This is a genomic window from Paenibacillus thiaminolyticus (assembly GCF_007066085.1).
Lineage (GTDB): Bacteria > Bacillota > Bacilli > Paenibacillales > Paenibacillaceae > Paenibacillus_B > Paenibacillus_B thiaminolyticus.
This window is the reverse complement of the sequence record NZ_CP041405.1, coordinates 642,100-659,316: the sequence shown is the minus strand read 5'-3', so window position 1 is coordinate 659,316 and position 17,217 is coordinate 642,100. Positions and strand designations below refer to the sequence as shown.

The following is a 17,217-nucleotide window of genomic DNA, read 5'->3' as shown; positions in this document are numbered from 1 at the left end:
GCGGCTGCTGACAGTTATGGCTCAAGCTTTTTCAGGGCCTCTGCGGCGGAGAAGATATCCTGCTTCAGAAGCTCTCTTTTCTGTTCATCGCGAAATACGGCGGACGGATGATAGGTCGGCATGATCCGGATTCCGTCTTTCTCCACCCACGTTCCGCGTATTTCCGTAATTTTCGCTTTGCGATCGACAAGCGCCTGTACCGCTATACTCCCGAGACATACGATGATGGCCGGATCGATCAATTCGATTTCCAGCAGCAGAATCGGCAGCGCATCGGTAACTTCCGAGGTTTTTGGCTTCCGGTTACCGGGCGGCCTTACTTTGATGACGTTCGTCACATAGGCGTTCTCCCGGAGAATATCCGCCTTCTGCAAATATTTATTCAGCAGTCTTCCCGAGTTGCCGACAAATGGCCGGCCGGTCTCAGCTTCATTGGCACCGGGGGCCTCCCCGAGCAATAGGAGACGGGCGTGCTCCGGTCCTTCGCCGAATACAAGCCGTTCTCCGGGCTCCGGCACAAAGACACGCTCACAGACGGCATGCAACGCGTCCAGATTACCGATTGTGTGCAAATCTTCCGGTATGGCGGTTCCGGCGATCATGTGGGCACGACCTCCTCCTTCAGCATCTCGCGCAGCATCCGCCCGTTGATGACGGCCTGTGCCCGGTAATGATTGTTCATGCTAACGAATGTCTTTTCCGTCCGCTCGGCAAGCTTGCGAATATTCGGAACCCAATCTTCAAGCTCTTTCTCGTTGTACAAATAGTCGTACCGTTCATGCGTCTCTTTGTGATGCCACCATTTTTTATAATTCCGTCCGTGGAACCGGATATACCCGATTGGGCCGGTGGCTCGAATAATCGGCGGAACAAGCGTTTTGAACTGCGGCTCGTCCACGCACACATAACCCAATTGCTCTTCCTCCAACAGATCGAAAATCCGTTCGTCGATCCATTCTTCATGCCGGAACTCGACCACGATCGGAATGTCGCCCATCAATTCCTTGAATTCCTTCAAATAATCCCGGTTCTCATCCCGGTTCCGGAAGCTGGTAGGGAACTGAGCCAGCACGCATCCCAGCTTGTCAACCTCGATTAATGGCTTCAACGCTTCCTTAAAATCGTGAAAATGCTGTTCGTTATCTTCCCGTTTGTGTGTCATGCCGCGGTAGGCTTTGATGACGAACTGGAAGTGCTCGGGCGTTTTCTCCCGCATATGATAGAGCATGAACCGGTTGGGCATTGCATAAAATGATGAGTTCACCTCGGTAAACGGAAATTCCTGGGCGTAAAAAGAAAGCCGTTCCTTTTTGTCCAAGCCTTCCGGGTAATAGACCCCGTTCCAATCCTCATAACTGTAGCCAGCCGTTCCGATGAGTAGCATTGTTATCCTCCAAGCGCCTTGATTTTGTCTGCTACGACGCGCGCCTGCCCGTTCTGCTTCCGGACATCGCCTTCCAGTAATATGCCCTTCGGATTCAATTCGTATAAGAAAGACTTGTACGTTGCGGGATACAGTACGACCTCGATCATATCCGTATCATCCTGCAGGACGAGCGTGAGCACGTATTCTCCCGAATGGGTCGGATACCGCCGGCTGTGAATGACGGTTCCGCAGATGCGGACACGCGCGTTATCGCTGCATTCGGATAGCGCCCGAATCGGAACGATGTTGAAGCGCTGCACAAAATCATTCCATTTCCTCGATGAGGATGGCTGCAAGGAAAAACCAAGCAATGCCTTTTCCATCTTTCTTTTTTCCGTCTCGGTAAAATCGGGAATTGCTGCAGCCGAAGCACCGATGCTTGCTGCCTGCGTCAATTCGTGCACATAGGCGATCATCTCCTTGCGGTGGAGGCCAAAACAATCGCAGGCCCCCGCGGCAATCCAGGCTTCGAGCACCGGTCTCTTGATCCGGCTCGCTTGCATCCGCTCAAGCCATTCGGGAAACGTGCGAAATTCCCCGCTGCGGAGACGGCAGCGCAGCAGCGCAATCACCGATTCGGGCCCCGAGCCGTGAACGGCATCCAGCCCGCAGCGTATCCCTTCCTCTTCCGCATGGAACCCGAGCCCGCTCCGGTTCATATCGGGTCCCAGCAGGGAGAGGCCCATTTTGGAGATCTCCCGCAAATATACTTTTTTATCATAATACCCGCCCTCCATGCTTAATAAAGAGGCCATATAATCTTTCGGAAAATGCGTTTTTAAATAAACGGTCCAATAGGCCAGATAAGCATAGGACACGCTATGGGCTTTATTGAAGCTGTACCCGGAAAAACGCACCAAAAAGTCGAAGACGGCCAGTGCTTGCTTGTCCGCCACGCCTTGTGCCGCCGCTCCCTGAAGGAACCGCTCCTGATGACGGGACAGCGCTTCGACTGATTTCGCGGATAGGGCGCGCCGGAGCGAGTCGGCTTCCCCCATGGAGCAGCCTGTTACCGCTTGAGCAATGGCCATTACTTGCTCCTGGTACAAGATCAAGCCATATGTCGGCGCAAGAATGGGCTCCAATACAGGAAGCAGCAGCTTGTAATCCTCTTCGCCCCGATGCCGGCGCAAATACGTGTCCACGATTCCTTCATTCCATGCGCCAGGACGGTACAAAGCGAGCAGATCGGCTAAATGACCGATGCTGCACGGCTGCATTCGGCGCAGTAAACGGCGGATTCCCATACTTTCAAGCTGAAAGCAGCCCAAGGTATTGCCGCTGCCGACGGCATGGAACGTATCCGGATCGTCAAGAGGGGTAACGCTCAAATCGATCAGCTTGCCCGTACGTTCGCGTATCGAAGCGAGTGTATCATGAATAATCGTTAGGTTGCGCAAACCGAGGAGATCGATTTTCAATAAACCCATCGCTTTAATATCTTCCTTCGTAAAAGGAGTCATCGGTTCTCCATTCGGCCGCCGCTGCAGAGGAACGGTCCTGGCTAATTGTTCATCCCCGAGTATGATTCCTGAAGGGTGAGCTGCGTGCTGGTGAGGCAGCCCTTCCAGCCGCTCGGCAAGCTGGAACAGCGATTTGAACGGCTCTTTGCCGATTGGCAGCTTGGCCAGCTCCGGCAGGGTGTCCAGACTGTGGCGGATACCGCCTCTTCCGCTAAAAGAGGGGAGCAGCTTGGCAAGCACATCGACTTGTTTTTTGGGCAAGCCCAAATAGGTCCCGGCTTGGCGCACTGCTCCGCGCGCGCCGAACGTGTTCAATACGCCAAGATGAGCAATCCGCTCTTCTCCGTATTTGTCCTTCACGTATTGCAGCAGCTCGTGGCGCCTTCTCTGACAGACGTCGATATCGATATCCGGCAGGTCGGCCCGATCCGGACTCAAAAAACGTTCAAAGGACAGGCCGTGCAGGATCGGATTCACCTCGGTGATGCCGAGCAGATATGCCACCAGACTTCCGGCGGCCGAGCCTCTTCCCGGGCCTACGGGAATATTCCGGCTCCGCGCATACCGCACGATATCCCACACAATCAGGAAATAGTTGGCGAGCCCTCGCGCCGTAATGGTTTCCAACTCTTGGTCCATTCGCTTAAGCTCAAGCTCAAGAGTATGAGTACCACCCGGACGATCAAGCGTCTGACCAGACGAACCGAACCGGTGCCGCAACCCATCCAGGCATAACTGGCGCAGCGCTTCGTCCGCGCTTCGCGGCGGATTGGCAGAGTAAGTCCCCTCAGGATCGGGGTGTGAGCATGAAGGGCGATCTGCGCTCCATATCTGGGACACGGGGAAGGCTGGCAGCCTGTTATTTCCGCGCTCCGGCTGGAAACGGCACCGCTCCGCGATTCGGACCGTATTGGCCACAGCGTCCGGCAGATGGCTGAATTTCGCCTTCATTTCATGAGGGGAAGGGAGATAATACGGTCCTGTGGCATCGGGAGCAGCCGGATTCGGCTCTGTTTTTCGCTGCCGGATCAGGTGAAGCAAAGGGGCGTCTTCGGGATCGAGGTAATGCACGTCATGGGTAGCCGCTAACGGAATCTTCATTGCCTGGGCCAGATGAACGGTCCGCGCAAGCGCCGCATCATCGTCTGCCAGACCGTGATGCTGTGCCTCCAAGAAGAAGTTCCCGCTGCCGAACCACTGTATATATTGAAGGGCTTGCTTGGCAGCATCATCCGCCCGTCCGCTTGCGAGCAGGCGATGGATGCTGCCGGTTGAGCCGCCGCTCAGCGCAATAATATCGCCATGGCAGGCTGGGGGATGGAATGAAGCGCCGTTCAATTGCGCGACGATGTGCTCGTAGCCGCGGTTGGTAGCGGCCAATAAGACGAGCGAGTCTCCCGACTCGCCGACCTGCATTTCACAGCCGATAATCGGATGAATGCCGTATTCCTCCGCAAGCTGGCAAAAGGGAATCATCCCGTTGATTCCGCCTTTATCGGTGATGGCCAGTGCATCCATATTCCACGCCGCCGCCCGCTGCAGCAGATCTTCCAGGCGGCAGGTCGCTTCCATCAGGCTATATTCCGTATGAACGTGAAGATGTACGAAGCTAGTCCCCAGCTTTCCCATGACAGCACTCCTTTAAAAGGGAACGTTTGTTTCTATCATACGGTTAGGAGCGGTTGTTGTCCATTGGAGGTTATTTCCGATAAAAGAGCTCCCGATCGTAGTGAACCGGCCAATCCGAGATCGAACAGGATGCCTGACCAGATATTTGGACTCGATACGGCTGCATTCTTTATCAGGAGGTGTTCATTACATATGAGAGTGGATTCCCGGCTCGGCTGTGGGGGCATGGAACCTGCTTACGCGGAAGGGACGGGTCTATATCATCGATTTCGGCGAGGTTATGAAGCGAACGCGGAACCGCTCGATCTGGCTCACTTGCGGGAACAGATCCGCCTGTGGATTGTTCGCGCAAGTGTGGCCGTCGTCCGGCATCATGGGGCGAACGAACGGACAAGCCGCTATTGCCGCCGGAGCCGCCTCTCCCGCGACCCGCGTATCCCCCCTATTAGCTATTCAACCGCCTGGATCATTTAACCTCTTGGTCCAGGCATTTTTCACAACCCAATATACACCTCCTGCCACGATGATCAAGGCCGCAGCATAGAGGCCGTATCGGTACAAGAGCTCACCGACGGCTTCCACCCGGCTCCCCAATGCCCACCCCATGCTGAAGAACAGCAGCGTCCATATGAAGCCGGCCGAATAGGCATACAGGGCGTAACGCTTGAATGTCATCCTGTTCACGCCGACCAGATACGGGATGACATGCCGGACGACCGGAAGGAAATAACTGAGGCAGATCGCAAGGCTTCCGTATTTGCGAATCAAGCCTTCGGCAACCTCAAGACAACGCTCCACTCGGCTTCTGCGCCGCAGCCGTTCGAGAATCGGGACGCCGATTCCTCTTCCGATCATGAATCCAACCGACAAGCCGGACACGACGCCGAGATAGGTCAAGACGAAGGCGGGCAGCGGGTGCAAAATATTCATGCCCGAGACGGCTCCGCCCGTCATGACGATCACTTCGTCGGGAACAGGCATTCCCACAATACCGAGCCAGAGCGCGAGGAATAAGGCGGCATAGCCGAATTGCCCGATCCAATGCAGCAGGAGATCAGCATTCATGGAGATTGCCCTTTGTTCGGCACACATATACGAAGGCAGGGGGCAGGTTAAGCAGAACGAACTTAATATCTTCGATGTCGAAGCGGGCAGCCAACTGCTTTTTCATCTGAAGCGAATATTGAAAGGCGACGAACCATCCTCCAGGCGCTAGCGAGGCCTCGATCTGGCTGAGGATCTGATCGCGCACCGTCTGCGGGAAATTGAAAAAGGGCAGGCCGCTCAAAATGCAGTCCAGATGAGAGACACCATGCGTGCGGATAACCGTCAGTATCTCTTCCGCGCTCGGATAGCATAAAAAATCGGGATAGCTGCTGGTCAGAAGATCACGCATAATCTGATCCTGCTCGAATAAAAACACCTTCGCGGAAGGAGCCGCAACCTGCTGGATACGAGCCGTAATGGCCCCTGTGCCGGCTCCCAGCTCCGCTGCATACCGCACCTGCTCCCATGGAATTGCAGCGGTCATGCTGCGGGCGAGCAGCACTGAGCTTGGAATAATGCTGCCGATTTGTTTTGGCTGATGAATGAATTTTTGCAAAAATAACTGTTTTTCGTGTATCATGCTTGCTCTTGTCTCCTTTTATTGAGTAATTTGCGGTTCGCCCATGAGGCGAGGATGCCTCCGGCGATCCAGTACGTGAAGACGGCGACGAGCCAGCCGGCGAGCAGATCAGCTATCACATGCTGCTTCACAAAAAGCGTTGACAATATTATGGCCGCGGCGGTGAAGCGGATGAAATGGCGCGTCCTCGCCCGGAACACAAATGAGCTTCTGTGCATGAGACAGCTCGTCAAAACGTGAATGCTGGGAAAACAGTTGTACGGCATATCCGTCCAATAAATGATCCTCACTAACGTATCGAACAATCCCGAGCCTTCAATGTCTGGACGCGCAACCGTAGTCTGAAAGAAAAAGTAGATCATATAGCAAATGACAAGTCCAAGACATAGCGCCAGCAGTGTTCGATAATAGACAGAGGGCCGTCTGCGGAACAGAAAAATCATCGTTAGCACGATAAAGGGATACCAAACGATGTAAGGAACGATGAATTCCGGGACAAAAGGAATGTGTTCATCCCAACTGGTAGATAGAGAATAGGTTTGCGGACCGGGCCGGTTCTGAATTCCGTAGAAAATATTCAAAACGGGGATGGCCAGCATCCAGAGCAAGGGCCTGTATTGGGTCCAAGTTATCTTCTGTCTCATAACAATCCCTTCCTAACTTGTATGATATATCCTAATCTTCCCCGAATAAGCGGGGATCATCCAAGCTTTCCCTAATGAAGGAAGGGGAGGCGAGTCCGGCCGTACTCTGCCTCACTTCCTGATGCTCTTATCGTATCCGACAGAAGTAAGATCCCTCTGAAGAAATTCTGAATGATTTCTAAAGATGCAAGCTGCGCCGGACGGCAGCCCAAGAAAACGCAGCCTGAAGACATGGATCCGGCAATGTCCCGCTTGCGCTCGCTGAAGTGTTATTTCTGAAAGGAAGGAGGAACTGTGGAAAAGGATAGGACAGACTCGCCGCTACTAGAGCAGAGAGGCAAGCAGCACGGAAGGCGCATCGTCGAGGATGCGCCTTCGCGGTGTGACGGGTATCGGACTCGCTAATTAATGGCTCCGCAGGCGATGCGGTCGCCCGAGTTGCCGGTCGGGTCGGTAACATAGTCATCCGGTTGCGTATGGATGATTAAGGCTGTGCCACCAGGACGTATAAGCGAATTGGGCTTGCCCTTCTCCAGCGTAACGGCCGTGGTTGACATGGTCACTTCAACCTTGCCGTCCGCGTCCACGTCGAGGTTCGGCAGATCGCCGGCATGGAAGCCCTTCGGATTGTCGAAGCCGTGCTGCTTATCATGCGGATTGAAATGAGCCTCGGCTGTCTTGAAATCCGGCGGATCGCATCGGCCCGCGGAATGGAAGTGAAAGCCATGGAGACCCGGCGGCAGCTTGTGCGCCTTGATGGTAACCTGCACCTTATCCCCGATTTGCATAAGCTTAGCCATTCCGATTTGCTCGCCTTTGGTGTTAATGATTTTTACGTCTGCAGCGGGCGAATTGTCGTCGGCGGCTGCCGCTTGGAAGCTGCAGGCGCTTATGATAAGCGCGCTACCCAACATACATACGAACGCAATTTTTTTCATAGTGACCTCCTTGTTAGTAACCGGCGTTATATAGTAGTGTGTCACAATAATTAGAAAAAGATAACAATCGCATACGCATCAGCATCTATAATTGTTCATTTATTACGTCACGGCAAGAAATATAGGATCTTTATAAAAAAAGGAATAATCGACCCCGAAAGTTCGTGATCCTTTGTCTTTGCTTGTCGAAGTTTGCGCTTCTGAACAGAAACTGCGTATAATATTCATTATACGCAGTTATTTTGGCGCTGCGGAATGACGATAAAGGAGTATAGATTGGCAATGAATCTGACCCGTCATGAGTTAACCGCGCTGTATGAAGAGCCGCTCGAAGGATTCCGCTTATGGATGGCCAATGCGGGGTATACCGAATACACACAGCGCAATTACATAGGCGATGTGAGGCAGTTCCTGCGTACGCTGAACGGCAAGCCCGTCGAGGAAGTGACGAAGATGCAGGTGCTGGCCTTCTTCGCGCAGGTTAAGGCTTCCGGCGTCAGCGATGCGACCCGGAACCGCAAGCATTGCGCGCTGACCAGCTTCTACCGGGCGCTGAACGAACTGGAATGGACAAGCGTCAATCCTGCGCTCGGCGTGAAGAAGTCGAAGACGGAAATGAACCGGGCTCCCGTCTATTTGGAGCCGGAGCAGTTGCAGACGGTGCTGACGCATGCAGGGGGCAAATATTATAACCGGAATCTCGCTATTTTAATGCTGATGGCCTATGCCGGCCTGCGGGTAGGGGAGGTGCATCGGCTGAATGTGGGCGATTATCATCCGGAGCGGCACACACTGGAGGTGCTCGGGAAGGGGCGCAAATGGCGGACCGTCCCGCTTCCGGCGGCGGTTGCGGAGCAGCTTCAACTCGCTATGGAAGAGCGGTTGTCGCCGTGGCGAGCGGGCGAGGAAGCGCTGTTCATCTCGCAAAAAGGACGCCGCCTGTCCATCCGCAACATTCAATATATCGCCGAGCAGGCGTTCGAAGGATTGGCTGCGGAAGAGGGCGTCATAACACCGGGGCGCGGACGATCCTATTCCTGCCACAAGCTGCGCCACTCGTTCGCGACCTTGCTGCTGCGAAGCGGCGCGGATATCCGTACCGTGCAGGATATGCTCGGACATGCCTCGATTCAGACGACGACCGTCTACACGCATGTATCTGACAAGCAGAAGCAAGAAGCGGTCGAGCGATTGCTTCCTTATATAAGAATGAAGGGAACTGAAATCGAGCATGATGGAAATAATGGATAAGGAACAGAGAAATGGAACGCTCCGCACCGGATTCTGCCTTCGCATCTAATGATAAACATAATGTATATTATGTAAACTATTATCCGGGAGGAGGAACACGATGAATTCGATCAAGCTGCGCGCGCAAGCCTTGCTTCGGAATAAAAGACTGATGCATTTCATTAAAATAGTGTTCCCGATCGCCGTTATTGTTTTTGTTATTTTCCAGGGTAAAAAGGAATTGGCGCATTTCTCGATCAAAAAATCGCTGCATGCGATCCGTTTGTTGTCCGGTGATTATTTTACGGGATTAATTGTTGCTGGCGGCTTGGCCGTTTCCTGCATGTTTTTCTATGATGTGCTGCTGCTGCGCTCCATCCGGGTACCGTTCCGTTGGGGAAGAGTGTTCCGCGTTTCCTGGATCGCCAATACGTTCAACGGCATCTTCGGCTTCGGCGGCATTGCCGGGGTCGGCGTGCGGACGATACTCTATCGTGAGTCGGTCGGAGAAGCAGGACGCTTGCTGCTGGCGATCGCCTGGATGGCTCCGTCGATGATTAGCGGCTTGTCGATTCTCGGCATTCTCGTAATGTTCGGCGTATTTCCCGCGTTCAGTCTGCTCGCCGTCAAAGGATGGCTCTGGATCACCTTGATCGGGGTGGCGCTGTTCTTCCCGGCGTATATCCTCTTCTCACAATGGAAGGGGCGGCGGCATGCCAATGCGAAGATTACATTGGGCTATACGATCGTGTCGTTCGCTGAATGGCTGGCAGCGGGCTCGGTCGCTTATCTGATCTTGTACATGCTGGGCAGCGAGGTTACGTATCCCGAGGTGATCGGCGTGTTCACGGTCAGCGCGATCGCCGGCCTGATCAGCATGGTTCCCGGCGGCTTCGGGACCTTCGATATTACTTATCTCATCGGGCTCCAGGCGATTGGCGTGGCCGACAGCACCGTCTTTACGGCCTTGCTGTTGTACCGGATTGTCTATTATTTCATTCCTTTTGCCTTGGGGCTGATCTTCGCCGCCTTCGAATTCGGCGGCGTGGCGGTCAAGCGATTCGAGGATCATCCGACGATCGGCTCCTACATAGAAACCGGAAGCATCATCTGGTTCATCCAGCGCTCGCTGTGGAATTCGCTGTCCGCCTGGTCGGTCGTCATTCTGATGTTCATGACATCATTTTTTCTTACGCTCTACACGCTCACCGTGCCGCAATGGGAGCGAAGCGCATTCTTGCTCCCGCTGATCTACGGGGATCACGGAGATTTCTACCCGCTGGTGAACGGAATCGTGCTGGGGGCGAGCCTCTTGATTATGCTCATGCTCAAGGGGCTGTTCGAACGGACGATCCGCGCCTATATCGTGACATTGCTGTCGCTCGGCCTATGCACGATAATGACGTTCCTGCTCGGGACGACGATTCGGCATACGTTGTGGCTGGTCGGAATGCTCCTTGTCCTCGTGCTGTTGCGTTCACAGTTCAACCGCTACCGCTACCCGCTCACGAAGGCGACGATCATTGTCACTAGCATCTTGATGACCTTGTTCCTGCTCAGCTATGCGTTTATGGGCTATCTGCTCGGCGAGATCCATCTCGAGCCGGCGTATGCGAGCTCGACATTGAGCTATGCGGAATTTACGACGACGCTGCTGACGGGGATCGCGACCGCGCTGCTTTTGTATTCAATGGCGTATTTCGCCTTCGAGCGCCATCAGCGGGAGCCGCTCGGGCGAGCTTGGATACCGGAGGATGATGCGCTCCTCCAGGGGCCGAACGGCTGGCTGTACCGCCGCTTGCCCGGCAAGCGGGTCTTCAATGCCAGCACTGGCAAGCTTCCGCTTCCGTTCCTGATCCGGAACCGGAGAGCGATTCTATACGGATGTCCGCCGTCCCGTCGTCATCCGGAAGCGATGCAGCTATCGCTCGCCGACCTGTACGAGCAGGCGGATCGCTACGGCCTCGATATCGTCTTCCTGCAGGCCGGCGTCGAAGAGATGCCGATGCTGCATGATTTCGGCAATGATTTTTTCAAGATGGGGGAGAGCGCGCGCCTCGAGATTCCCGGTACACGCATCAGCCTGCCCCATGCGCCGCATGAGCTGCTGCCGCTGCCGCTGGATGGGCAGCGCCTCCGGGAGCTGACGCATGTCGTCCAGCATCAGTATGAGGCGGTGCCGCCGGGCTACCTGGCTTCGCTTCGGCGCCTGCTGTCGACCGAGGACCCGGATCTGCGGCTGCTTCTGCTGCATGGTGAACCGGATCGCTGCATCGGATATGCCGTCTACCGCATTCACCCGGCCGGGAAGGCGATGATCGTCGAGGATATCCGCACCCGATTCAGCGTGGCGCGTCCGGAACATGAGGAGCCGCTCGGCCAACTGCGCGATCTGCTGCTGTGGCAGGGGCAGCGCCATCACTGCGTCCGGCTCGTATCCGGTCTCATCCCGCTCTCCCATGTGGAGACGAACCGGGCTCCGCGTCTCTGGTCCGAGCGGGCCGCGACCGCGATATTCCGCCGCATTCGCGATCTGTATCCGCTGTCTCAGCAGCGCGCCTTGTGGGAAGCGTTCGGACCGGTCGTCTGGGAGCCGCAGTATATCGCTTTCCTGAAGCAGCGGCAGTTGAACTGGACGATATGGCGCATCACGCGCTCGCTTAGCCAGGTGCGGAAGGGACCGTCCGGCATCAGGAAATGAAACCTTTATGAAAATCACTCAAAAGGACTGGGAGCGCCTCCCGGTCTTTTTTTATGGAGAAAACCGCTTACAACGCCGCTTTCCACCCGCATCTGCCTCTGGGCGGTTCGGGGCTGCTTTGCTACAATGGTAAGGAAAAGACATCATCGGTAGACTTAATAAGGGTGGTTTTGTATGCTTGGATTTGCGATTTTGCTTGGTTTTCATCTTGTGGGGACCGGATTGCATGCGCTGCTTCATCTGCCGCTTCCGGGGAACGTCATTGGTCTCATCTTATTTTTGATCTCGCTCGGCTTCGGCTGGGTGAAGCTTGAATGGGTGGAGCAGTCGGCCCAGTTCCTGCTTGACCATATGCTCTTATTCTTCATACCTTATGTCGTAGGTGTCATCGCCTTCCTTCCCGTGCTGGAATCGCATGGATGGAGCATTGCCGCAGGCATTGTCGGCAGTACGCTGCTCGTCCTGTGGGTGACCGGCTTCACCGCCGCGAAGCTGCAGAAGCCCACCCGCCAGGAAGTTCGAGTGAATGGGAAGGAGGAGACGGCATGACCGATGTGATCTGGTCGCAGCAACCGTTGTTCGGCATCGCCGCCACGATCGTCGTCTATGCGCTGGCCCGGCTGATCCACTCCCGGGTATCCTGGGTGCATCCGATTCTGTTCTGTTCCGTCGTCCTAATCGGATTCCTCTGGATCGGCGGCATTCCGCTGACCGATTATCAGGTGGGCGCCGATATGCTGTCGCTTCTTCTCGGGCCGGCCACCGTCGCGCTTGGGGTTCCTATTTACAAGCACCGGCATATCGTGAAGCGGCAGTTCAAGGCGATCGTGCTCTCGATTACATGCGGCTCTCTCGTCGGCGTCGTCAGCGTGGCGGCGCTGATGGTCAGTCTCGATGGGGCGCGCGACGTCGTGCTGAGTATGCTTCCGAAGTCGGTCAGCTCTCCTATCGCTGTGGAGATCTCGCGAGCGCTCGGCGGCATGCCTGAGCTGTCTGCCGTCTTCACCGTCTTCACGGGCGTCATCGGCAGCATGTTCGGGATGCTGTTCCTCCGGCGGACGGGGATCAAGGACAATGTCTCGCTCGGCTTGGCGATGGGAACGGCCGCACACGGCTTCGGCACCTCGCGCAGCCTGGCTGAATCGGAGATGCAGGGCACATTCAGCGGCCTGGCAATGGGGCTGGCCGGTCTGATTACATCGGTACTGTTCATTCCGCTCTATTTATTTTTGTAATTCGAATAGGACCGAAGCGCGTACCGCTTCACATTGCAGAGAGCCTGTGAGGGCTCTCTTTTTATATGACCGGGAGGCTATGTGCGCCTGGATGGGAAGCTATGCGCTCGCATGAAGAAGCTGCTCTTGTGTCAGGGCGGATGTTTCTATCGTGGCGGCGCAGGGTAAATAGGAAGTGGTTTATCATCTTTTTATAAAAAAATACCAGAAACTGATCGGAAAGTAATTCGTACTATGGTACATAAAGGAGCTGAAGCTGAATGAAAGCAACGCTATGGGCATGGGGAATTCTGCTCGGATTAAGTCTCCCTACGATCGCCGGGGCAGCCGGCACCTATTCTGCGGAAGAAGCGTTCCGGGACCCGAATACCGGAGCGATTTATTATAATGTAACGCGTGCGGACGTCAAGGGCTTCGATCAGCGCGTCGTCGTCAAGACGACGGATGGACAATGGAAGCAATGGGACGAGAAGATTCGCCGCATGTATATGGCGCCGGAACGGAACGAGCCGCTGCTGGAGACTACATATCAGGACAATGTCGAAGGCGGCATGCAGTATGCGTTCGATCCGAATGATCAGGAAGTGGTGAAGGGCAAATGGTTCGAGCCTTCGCCGAACGGCGCATGGGGCCTGCATCAGCGCAAATATACCGTGACCGGCGAACAGGGCGGAAGAAAACCGGTATACAGCTATCTCTTGAAAAACAATAAAACCGGCGCGACGAAGGAGTGGCTGCAGACGAATCAAGACGCGCAGGCCACCTGGCTGCATGACAACCGCATTGTATACAGCCGCATCAGCGATCAGGCGAAGCAGGAAGAAATTCTCGTCTATAACCCGGCGAACGGCAAGACGGAACGAGCGGTGCTCGGCAATCTGAAGGGAATTCATCCGGATTCCGGCCTGATCGTATACTCCGAGAACAAGCCAGAGCGGCCGCTGTTCCTGTACAACTTGAACACGGGCGAATCGAAGCCGATCAAGGATTGGGCGGAAGCGGAGACATATTTGCCTGAGCCGGCGGAAGCGAGAGATGCGACGGCCGATCTGCCGGAAGACTTCGATCTGGATGCGATTCCGGTCGAGAAGCTGCCAGTGAAGGTCCGCGCGGCTTATACGGTGAAGCTTGACGATGCGGAGGCCGGCGTGCCTGTCGCGTTCGAGGAGCAGGGCCAGATGCGCATTCCGGTGAAGGAGCTCGCGGAGAGTCTCGGCTGGAGCATTGCGAAGCTGCCGGCGAAGGCTCCCGATTACCGGTACAAGCTGACAAATGGAAGCAAGTCGATCGTGCTGAACAGCGGCAACAGCCTGCTGCAGGAAGGAGCGCTTTATATTACGCCGGAGATCATCGCCAAGATTGGTTACAAGTCGGTTCTGGTTCAAGAAGTTCCATTATGAAGGGGCATTGAAGCGGCACATTGGATGAACGAACGCCTCAACGTGGTTGGGGCGTTTTGGCATAGGGCAGCATGTTCGCGATCTCGATGCCGGAACAGTCAGGCTTAATTTTACTGGCGGGGACATTTTACAGTATGATAATAGCGCAGCAGAATGATATGAAAACCGCGGAGGAATGAATTGCTCCGGCCTTTCGCAAGCTAGAATGAATCCCGATTCAGAAATGGAGATGACTTGAAATGCAAAAAATTACGACTTTTCTTATGTTCGAAGGACAGGCTGAAGCGGCGATGAATTTATACACCTCTTTGTTCGCTGACGGTAAGATTGTGAGTCTCGTTCGCCATGACGGCAGCGGGGGAGGCGAGGAAGGAAAGGTGCTGCACGCGGTCTTTTCGCTGAATGGGCAGACATTTATGTGCATCGATAGCAGCATAATGCATGAGTTCACCTTCACGCCTTCGATGTCGCTGTTCGTGGACTGCGAGAGCGAGCAGGAAATTGATGAGCTGTACGCCAAGCTGTCGGATGGCGGGCAAGTGCTGATGGCGCTGGGTCCTTCACCGTTTAGCAAGAAATTCGGTTGGGTGAATGACAAATTCGGCGTCTCCTGGCAGTTGAACCTGGCCAACAACGGATAATAAGCGGGATCGGAGATAGGGGCGGTTATCTCCGATCTCTTTTTAATCATATTGTGATTTATTTCACATATTATAATGCAAATTCATGTTATAGTAGAACCATAAAGAAGAAGGAGTGAGAACGATGAGAACCTTCAAAACATTCGACATTCATAAGCATACCAATAACGTAACCCGCAACTACCTCCAACTGTGCTATATGTGCGACGACAATCATCGCTGCACGACGGAGAACGAGTGCAAACAGTGTTGGGAAGAGAATGGAGCCGATCCAGAGCAACAAGACGACACTCGCGATTTGCTGCAAGCTTACTATGCGTAATCGAGGCTGAATCAAGAAATGATAGCTTTGAATACCCAACTTTGTGAAAAGAATAACTTTCCAATTGCGGTTCACCCCTTTTAAAGGCCAACCTTTGCGCTTCCGCCAGAGGATTGGCCTTGTACCGTGTGATGGGGAAAGGGCGGGCGGCTGCGGCATGGCGAACATATTGAAGAAAGTGGTACAATAGAACAGGACGTTGGAAAACCCCCTGTTTTTTACGAAGGGGTGGAGATGTCCATTTACACAATCAAAACTTGGCACTCAGAGCGTTTTACGTCGATTTTTTCTACGGAGAGACGAGATCCACCATATAAAAAATGGGGTGGCAAAAGTTACCACATACTTCTCAACGGCCTGATTTTACGGGATCCAAGAGACCGCGTCGGATCCTGGTGGCATCGTTGCCTTCAGGAAGCATCGTTGGCTTTTGGAGGCATCGTTGCCTCCTGGGGCTTGAACGTGTGGAGGGAATTGCTGTTATTTTACAGGAATTTCGGCTCAATCAGTCCGCATCCCGAGGAATTGCTGCAAATCTACATCATTTTAGGCCCTTTTACTTCAAGCCGAAGCGAAACGGGTGAAATTCCTGCAGTTTTGCAGGATTCCCTTTCTGGGAAAGTCGTCCATATCGAATTGCTGTATGTGCGCAGGATTTCGCTTACCGAATAGGTGTGTCTGGAGAAATCGTGCAGTTTTGCGGATTTCGCCTACCGAATAGGCGTGTCTAGGGAAATGGTGCAGTTTTCAGGCCGTTGGATCCCCCTGTTTTTTACGAAGGGGTGGAGATGTCCATTTACACAATCAAAACTTGGCACTCAGAGCGTTTTACGTCGATTTTTTCTACGGAGAGACGAGATCCACCACATAAAAATGAAGTGCCACAAAATCCCTTGGACTTCTCAACAGCCTGAATAAAAGAAGGAGAAGAGCAACGAAAGGAAGGATTCCGATGCGCCAACGGAAGCAGCTAGAAGTATATTACGATGAATGGTGTCCGTTATGCGCCGCGATCCGGCGCCGGCTGGAACGATGGGACTGGCTGCATGCGCTCCGGTTCCGGTCGATACGCGACGGGCAGGCGGTATCCGAGATGAGCTCAAGGGGAATCTCGCCGGATGCGTTGGAGGCGCGAATGCATGTCCGATGCACCGGGAGCGGGGAGATCGATTCGGGAATCGCCGCGGTACTCCGGTTATGCTCCCGCGTGCCGCTGCTTATGATGCTATGTCCGGGCATCTGGTTGACGATCAAGCTTGGCTTCGGCGAGCGAATGTATGATTGGATCGCGTCCCGCAGGATGATTGTGCCTGCAGGCGGATGCCTGGAGGATGGCTGTGAACTGGAACGGAGGATATCTCCTTAAGCCCCTGCCGTCAGGCGGGAGGGCCATGGTGAGCGGAGAGATAAGGCGGCGGCTCCAGACGCACTCCTTGCGTAAGCATAGAGAAGGCATGGAGCCGCGCAGTAAAGTCATTAATGGAAGATAACGCTTTCTTTTCAGTGCAACTTACATTTCCTTTTTTAATTGGCTAATCCTTCCCTGGCTAACGCCAAGAAGTTTGGCCAGTTCCTTCTGACTTGCTCCAGGATGTTCTTCGAATGCTTCTCGCAGACGCTGAATCAGTTCGGACGTTTTGGCTCGCTTCTTGGCCTGGGGTTGAGGGGCAATAGGTGCCAAGTCTTGGGCTCCGGCGAGTTCCTTCAGACAGGTAGAGCAAATGAACTGGTCCTTGTAGTAAGATACACTTTCCATACTTCGGCAGAAGGTGCATTCCGTCGAAGTATATTTTCGCAGCACGAGGATATGATCATCAAGCACAAAAAACTCCACTGCATCTCCAATCTCAATGTTGCGCGCGTTGCGAATTTCAACCGGAATAACAATGCGGCCAAGGCTATCTAAGCTACGAATCATACCCGTATCCTTCATTGTGCACCCCTCTCGCTTCTGGCTATCA

The 17,217-nt window shown here is 54.2% G+C and carries 18 protein-coding genes; 10 read left to right on the top strand and 8 right to left on the bottom strand.

Annotation, left to right across the window (positions count from 1 at the left end; all coding sequences use genetic code 11):
• Nucleotides 1–14: 14 nt before the first annotated feature.
• Genes FLT43_RS02885 through FLT43_RS02875 form a run of 3 tightly spaced genes read right to left on the bottom strand, consistent with a single transcriptional unit; the run spans nt 15 to nt 4,518 of the window.
• Nucleotides 15–602 carry a uracil-DNA glycosylase gene (locus tag FLT43_RS02885; protein ID WP_087440515.1) on the bottom strand — a complete coding sequence of 196 codons (588 nt, stop codon included), beginning with the start codon at nt 600–602 and terminating at the stop codon, nt 15–17.
• Nucleotides 599–1,384, bottom strand: coding sequence for a DUF72 domain-containing protein (locus tag FLT43_RS02880; RefSeq protein WP_087440514.1), 786 nt, complete (start codon nt 1,382–1,384; stop codon nt 599–601). Before FLT43_RS02880 ends, FLT43_RS02885 begins: the two co-directional genes overlap by 4 nt.
• A 2-nt stretch (nt 1,385–1,386) precedes the next feature.
• Nucleotides 1,387–4,518 (bottom strand): DNA polymerase III subunit alpha, encoded by a 3,132-nt coding sequence (locus FLT43_RS02875; RefSeq protein ID WP_087440513.1) that lies wholly within the window; start codon nt 4,516–4,518, stop codon nt 1,387–1,389.
• Nucleotides 4,519–4,710: 192 nt separating this feature from the next.
• Here FLT43_RS02875 and FLT43_RS02870 point away from each other — a divergent pair, with 192 nt between their 5' ends.
• Nucleotides 4,711–4,992 (top strand): hypothetical protein, encoded by a 282-nt coding sequence (locus tag FLT43_RS02870; RefSeq protein ID WP_115057881.1) that lies wholly within the window; start codon nt 4,711–4,713, stop codon nt 4,990–4,992.
• On the opposite strand, the gene FLT43_RS02865 is transcribed toward FLT43_RS02870, so the two are convergent.
• The 4 genes from FLT43_RS02865 to FLT43_RS02850 form a co-directional block, all read right to left on the bottom strand.
• Nucleotides 4,972–5,583 carry a DedA family protein gene (locus FLT43_RS02865; RefSeq protein ID WP_087440512.1) on the bottom strand — a complete coding sequence of 204 codons (612 nt, stop codon included), beginning with the start codon at nt 5,581–5,583 and terminating at the stop codon, nt 4,972–4,974. The two genes, FLT43_RS02870 and FLT43_RS02865, sit on opposite strands and share 21 nt — an antisense overlap.
• Complete coding sequence (locus FLT43_RS02860) at nt 5,573–6,145, bottom strand: class I SAM-dependent methyltransferase (protein ID WP_087440511.1); 573 nt, start codon at nt 6,143–6,145, stop codon at nt 5,573–5,575. The genes FLT43_RS02865 and FLT43_RS02860 overlap by 11 nt, the downstream gene beginning before the upstream one ends.
• Entirely contained in the window at nt 6,142–6,789 is a 648-nt protein-coding gene (locus FLT43_RS02855; protein WP_087440510.1) for a phosphatase PAP2 family protein, read from the bottom strand. Before FLT43_RS02855 ends, FLT43_RS02860 begins: the two co-directional genes overlap by 4 nt.
• Nucleotides 6,790–7,190: 401 nt before the next feature.
• Entirely contained in the window at nt 7,191–7,727 is a 537-nt protein-coding gene (locus tag FLT43_RS02850) for a superoxide dismutase family protein (protein WP_087440509.1), read from the bottom strand.
• Nucleotides 7,728–8,009: 282 nt separating this feature from the next.
• Here FLT43_RS02850 and FLT43_RS02845 point away from each other — a divergent pair, with 282 nt between their 5' ends.
• The 9 genes from FLT43_RS02845 (at nt 8,010) to FLT43_RS02805 (ending at nt 16,622) form a co-directional block, all read left to right on the top strand.
• Nucleotides 8,010–8,978, top strand: coding sequence for a tyrosine-type recombinase/integrase (locus FLT43_RS02845; RefSeq protein ID WP_087440508.1), 969 nt, complete (start codon nt 8,010–8,012; stop codon nt 8,976–8,978).
• 100 nt (nt 8,979–9,078) lie between these two features.
• The gene (locus FLT43_RS02840) at nt 9,079–11,658 is read left to right on the top strand and encodes a flippase-like domain-containing protein (RefSeq protein WP_087440507.1); all 2,580 of its coding nucleotides are present in this window, start codon (nt 9,079–9,081) and stop codon (nt 11,656–11,658) included.
• 174 nt (nt 11,659–11,832) lie between these two features.
• A complete protein-coding gene (locus FLT43_RS02835) occupies nt 11,833–12,207 on the top strand; it encodes a CidA/LrgA family protein (RefSeq protein WP_087440506.1) in 375 nt (124 codons plus the stop codon).
• Nucleotides 12,204–12,893, top strand: coding sequence for an LrgB family protein (locus FLT43_RS02830; RefSeq protein ID WP_087440505.1), 690 nt, complete (start codon nt 12,204–12,206; stop codon nt 12,891–12,893). The genes FLT43_RS02835 and FLT43_RS02830 overlap by 4 nt, the downstream gene beginning before the upstream one ends.
• Before the next feature lie 260 nt (nt 12,894–13,153).
• Entirely contained in the window at nt 13,154–14,293 is a 1,140-nt protein-coding gene (locus tag FLT43_RS02825) for a hypothetical protein (RefSeq protein WP_087440504.1), read from the top strand.
• 239 nt (nt 14,294–14,532) lie between these two features.
• Nucleotides 14,533–14,934, top strand: coding sequence for a VOC family protein (locus FLT43_RS02820; protein ID WP_087440503.1), 402 nt, complete (start codon nt 14,533–14,535; stop codon nt 14,932–14,934).
• Nucleotides 14,935–15,058: 124 nt separating this feature from the next.
• Nucleotides 15,059–15,256: a hypothetical protein gene (locus tag FLT43_RS02815; protein WP_087440502.1), complete on the top strand. Its 198-nt coding sequence runs from the start codon at nt 15,059–15,061 to the stop codon at nt 15,254–15,256.
• 234 nt (nt 15,257–15,490) lie between these two features.
• Complete coding sequence (locus FLT43_RS02810; protein ID WP_140399026.1) at nt 15,491–15,928, top strand: hypothetical protein; 438 nt, start codon at nt 15,491–15,493, stop codon at nt 15,926–15,928.
• A gap of 280 nt (nt 15,929–16,208) precedes the next feature.
• A complete protein-coding gene (locus FLT43_RS02805; protein WP_087440500.1) occupies nt 16,209–16,622 on the top strand; it encodes a thiol-disulfide oxidoreductase DCC family protein in 414 nt (137 codons plus the stop codon).
• A 144-nt stretch (nt 16,623–16,766) separates the two neighbouring features.
• Here FLT43_RS02805 and FLT43_RS02800 read toward each other — a convergent pair whose 3' ends face one another.
• Complete coding sequence (locus tag FLT43_RS02800) at nt 16,767–17,189, bottom strand: AbrB/MazE/SpoVT family DNA-binding domain-containing protein (RefSeq protein ID WP_087440499.1); 423 nt, start codon at nt 17,187–17,189, stop codon at nt 16,767–16,769.
• Between the last annotated feature and the right edge of the window lie 28 nt (nt 17,190–17,217).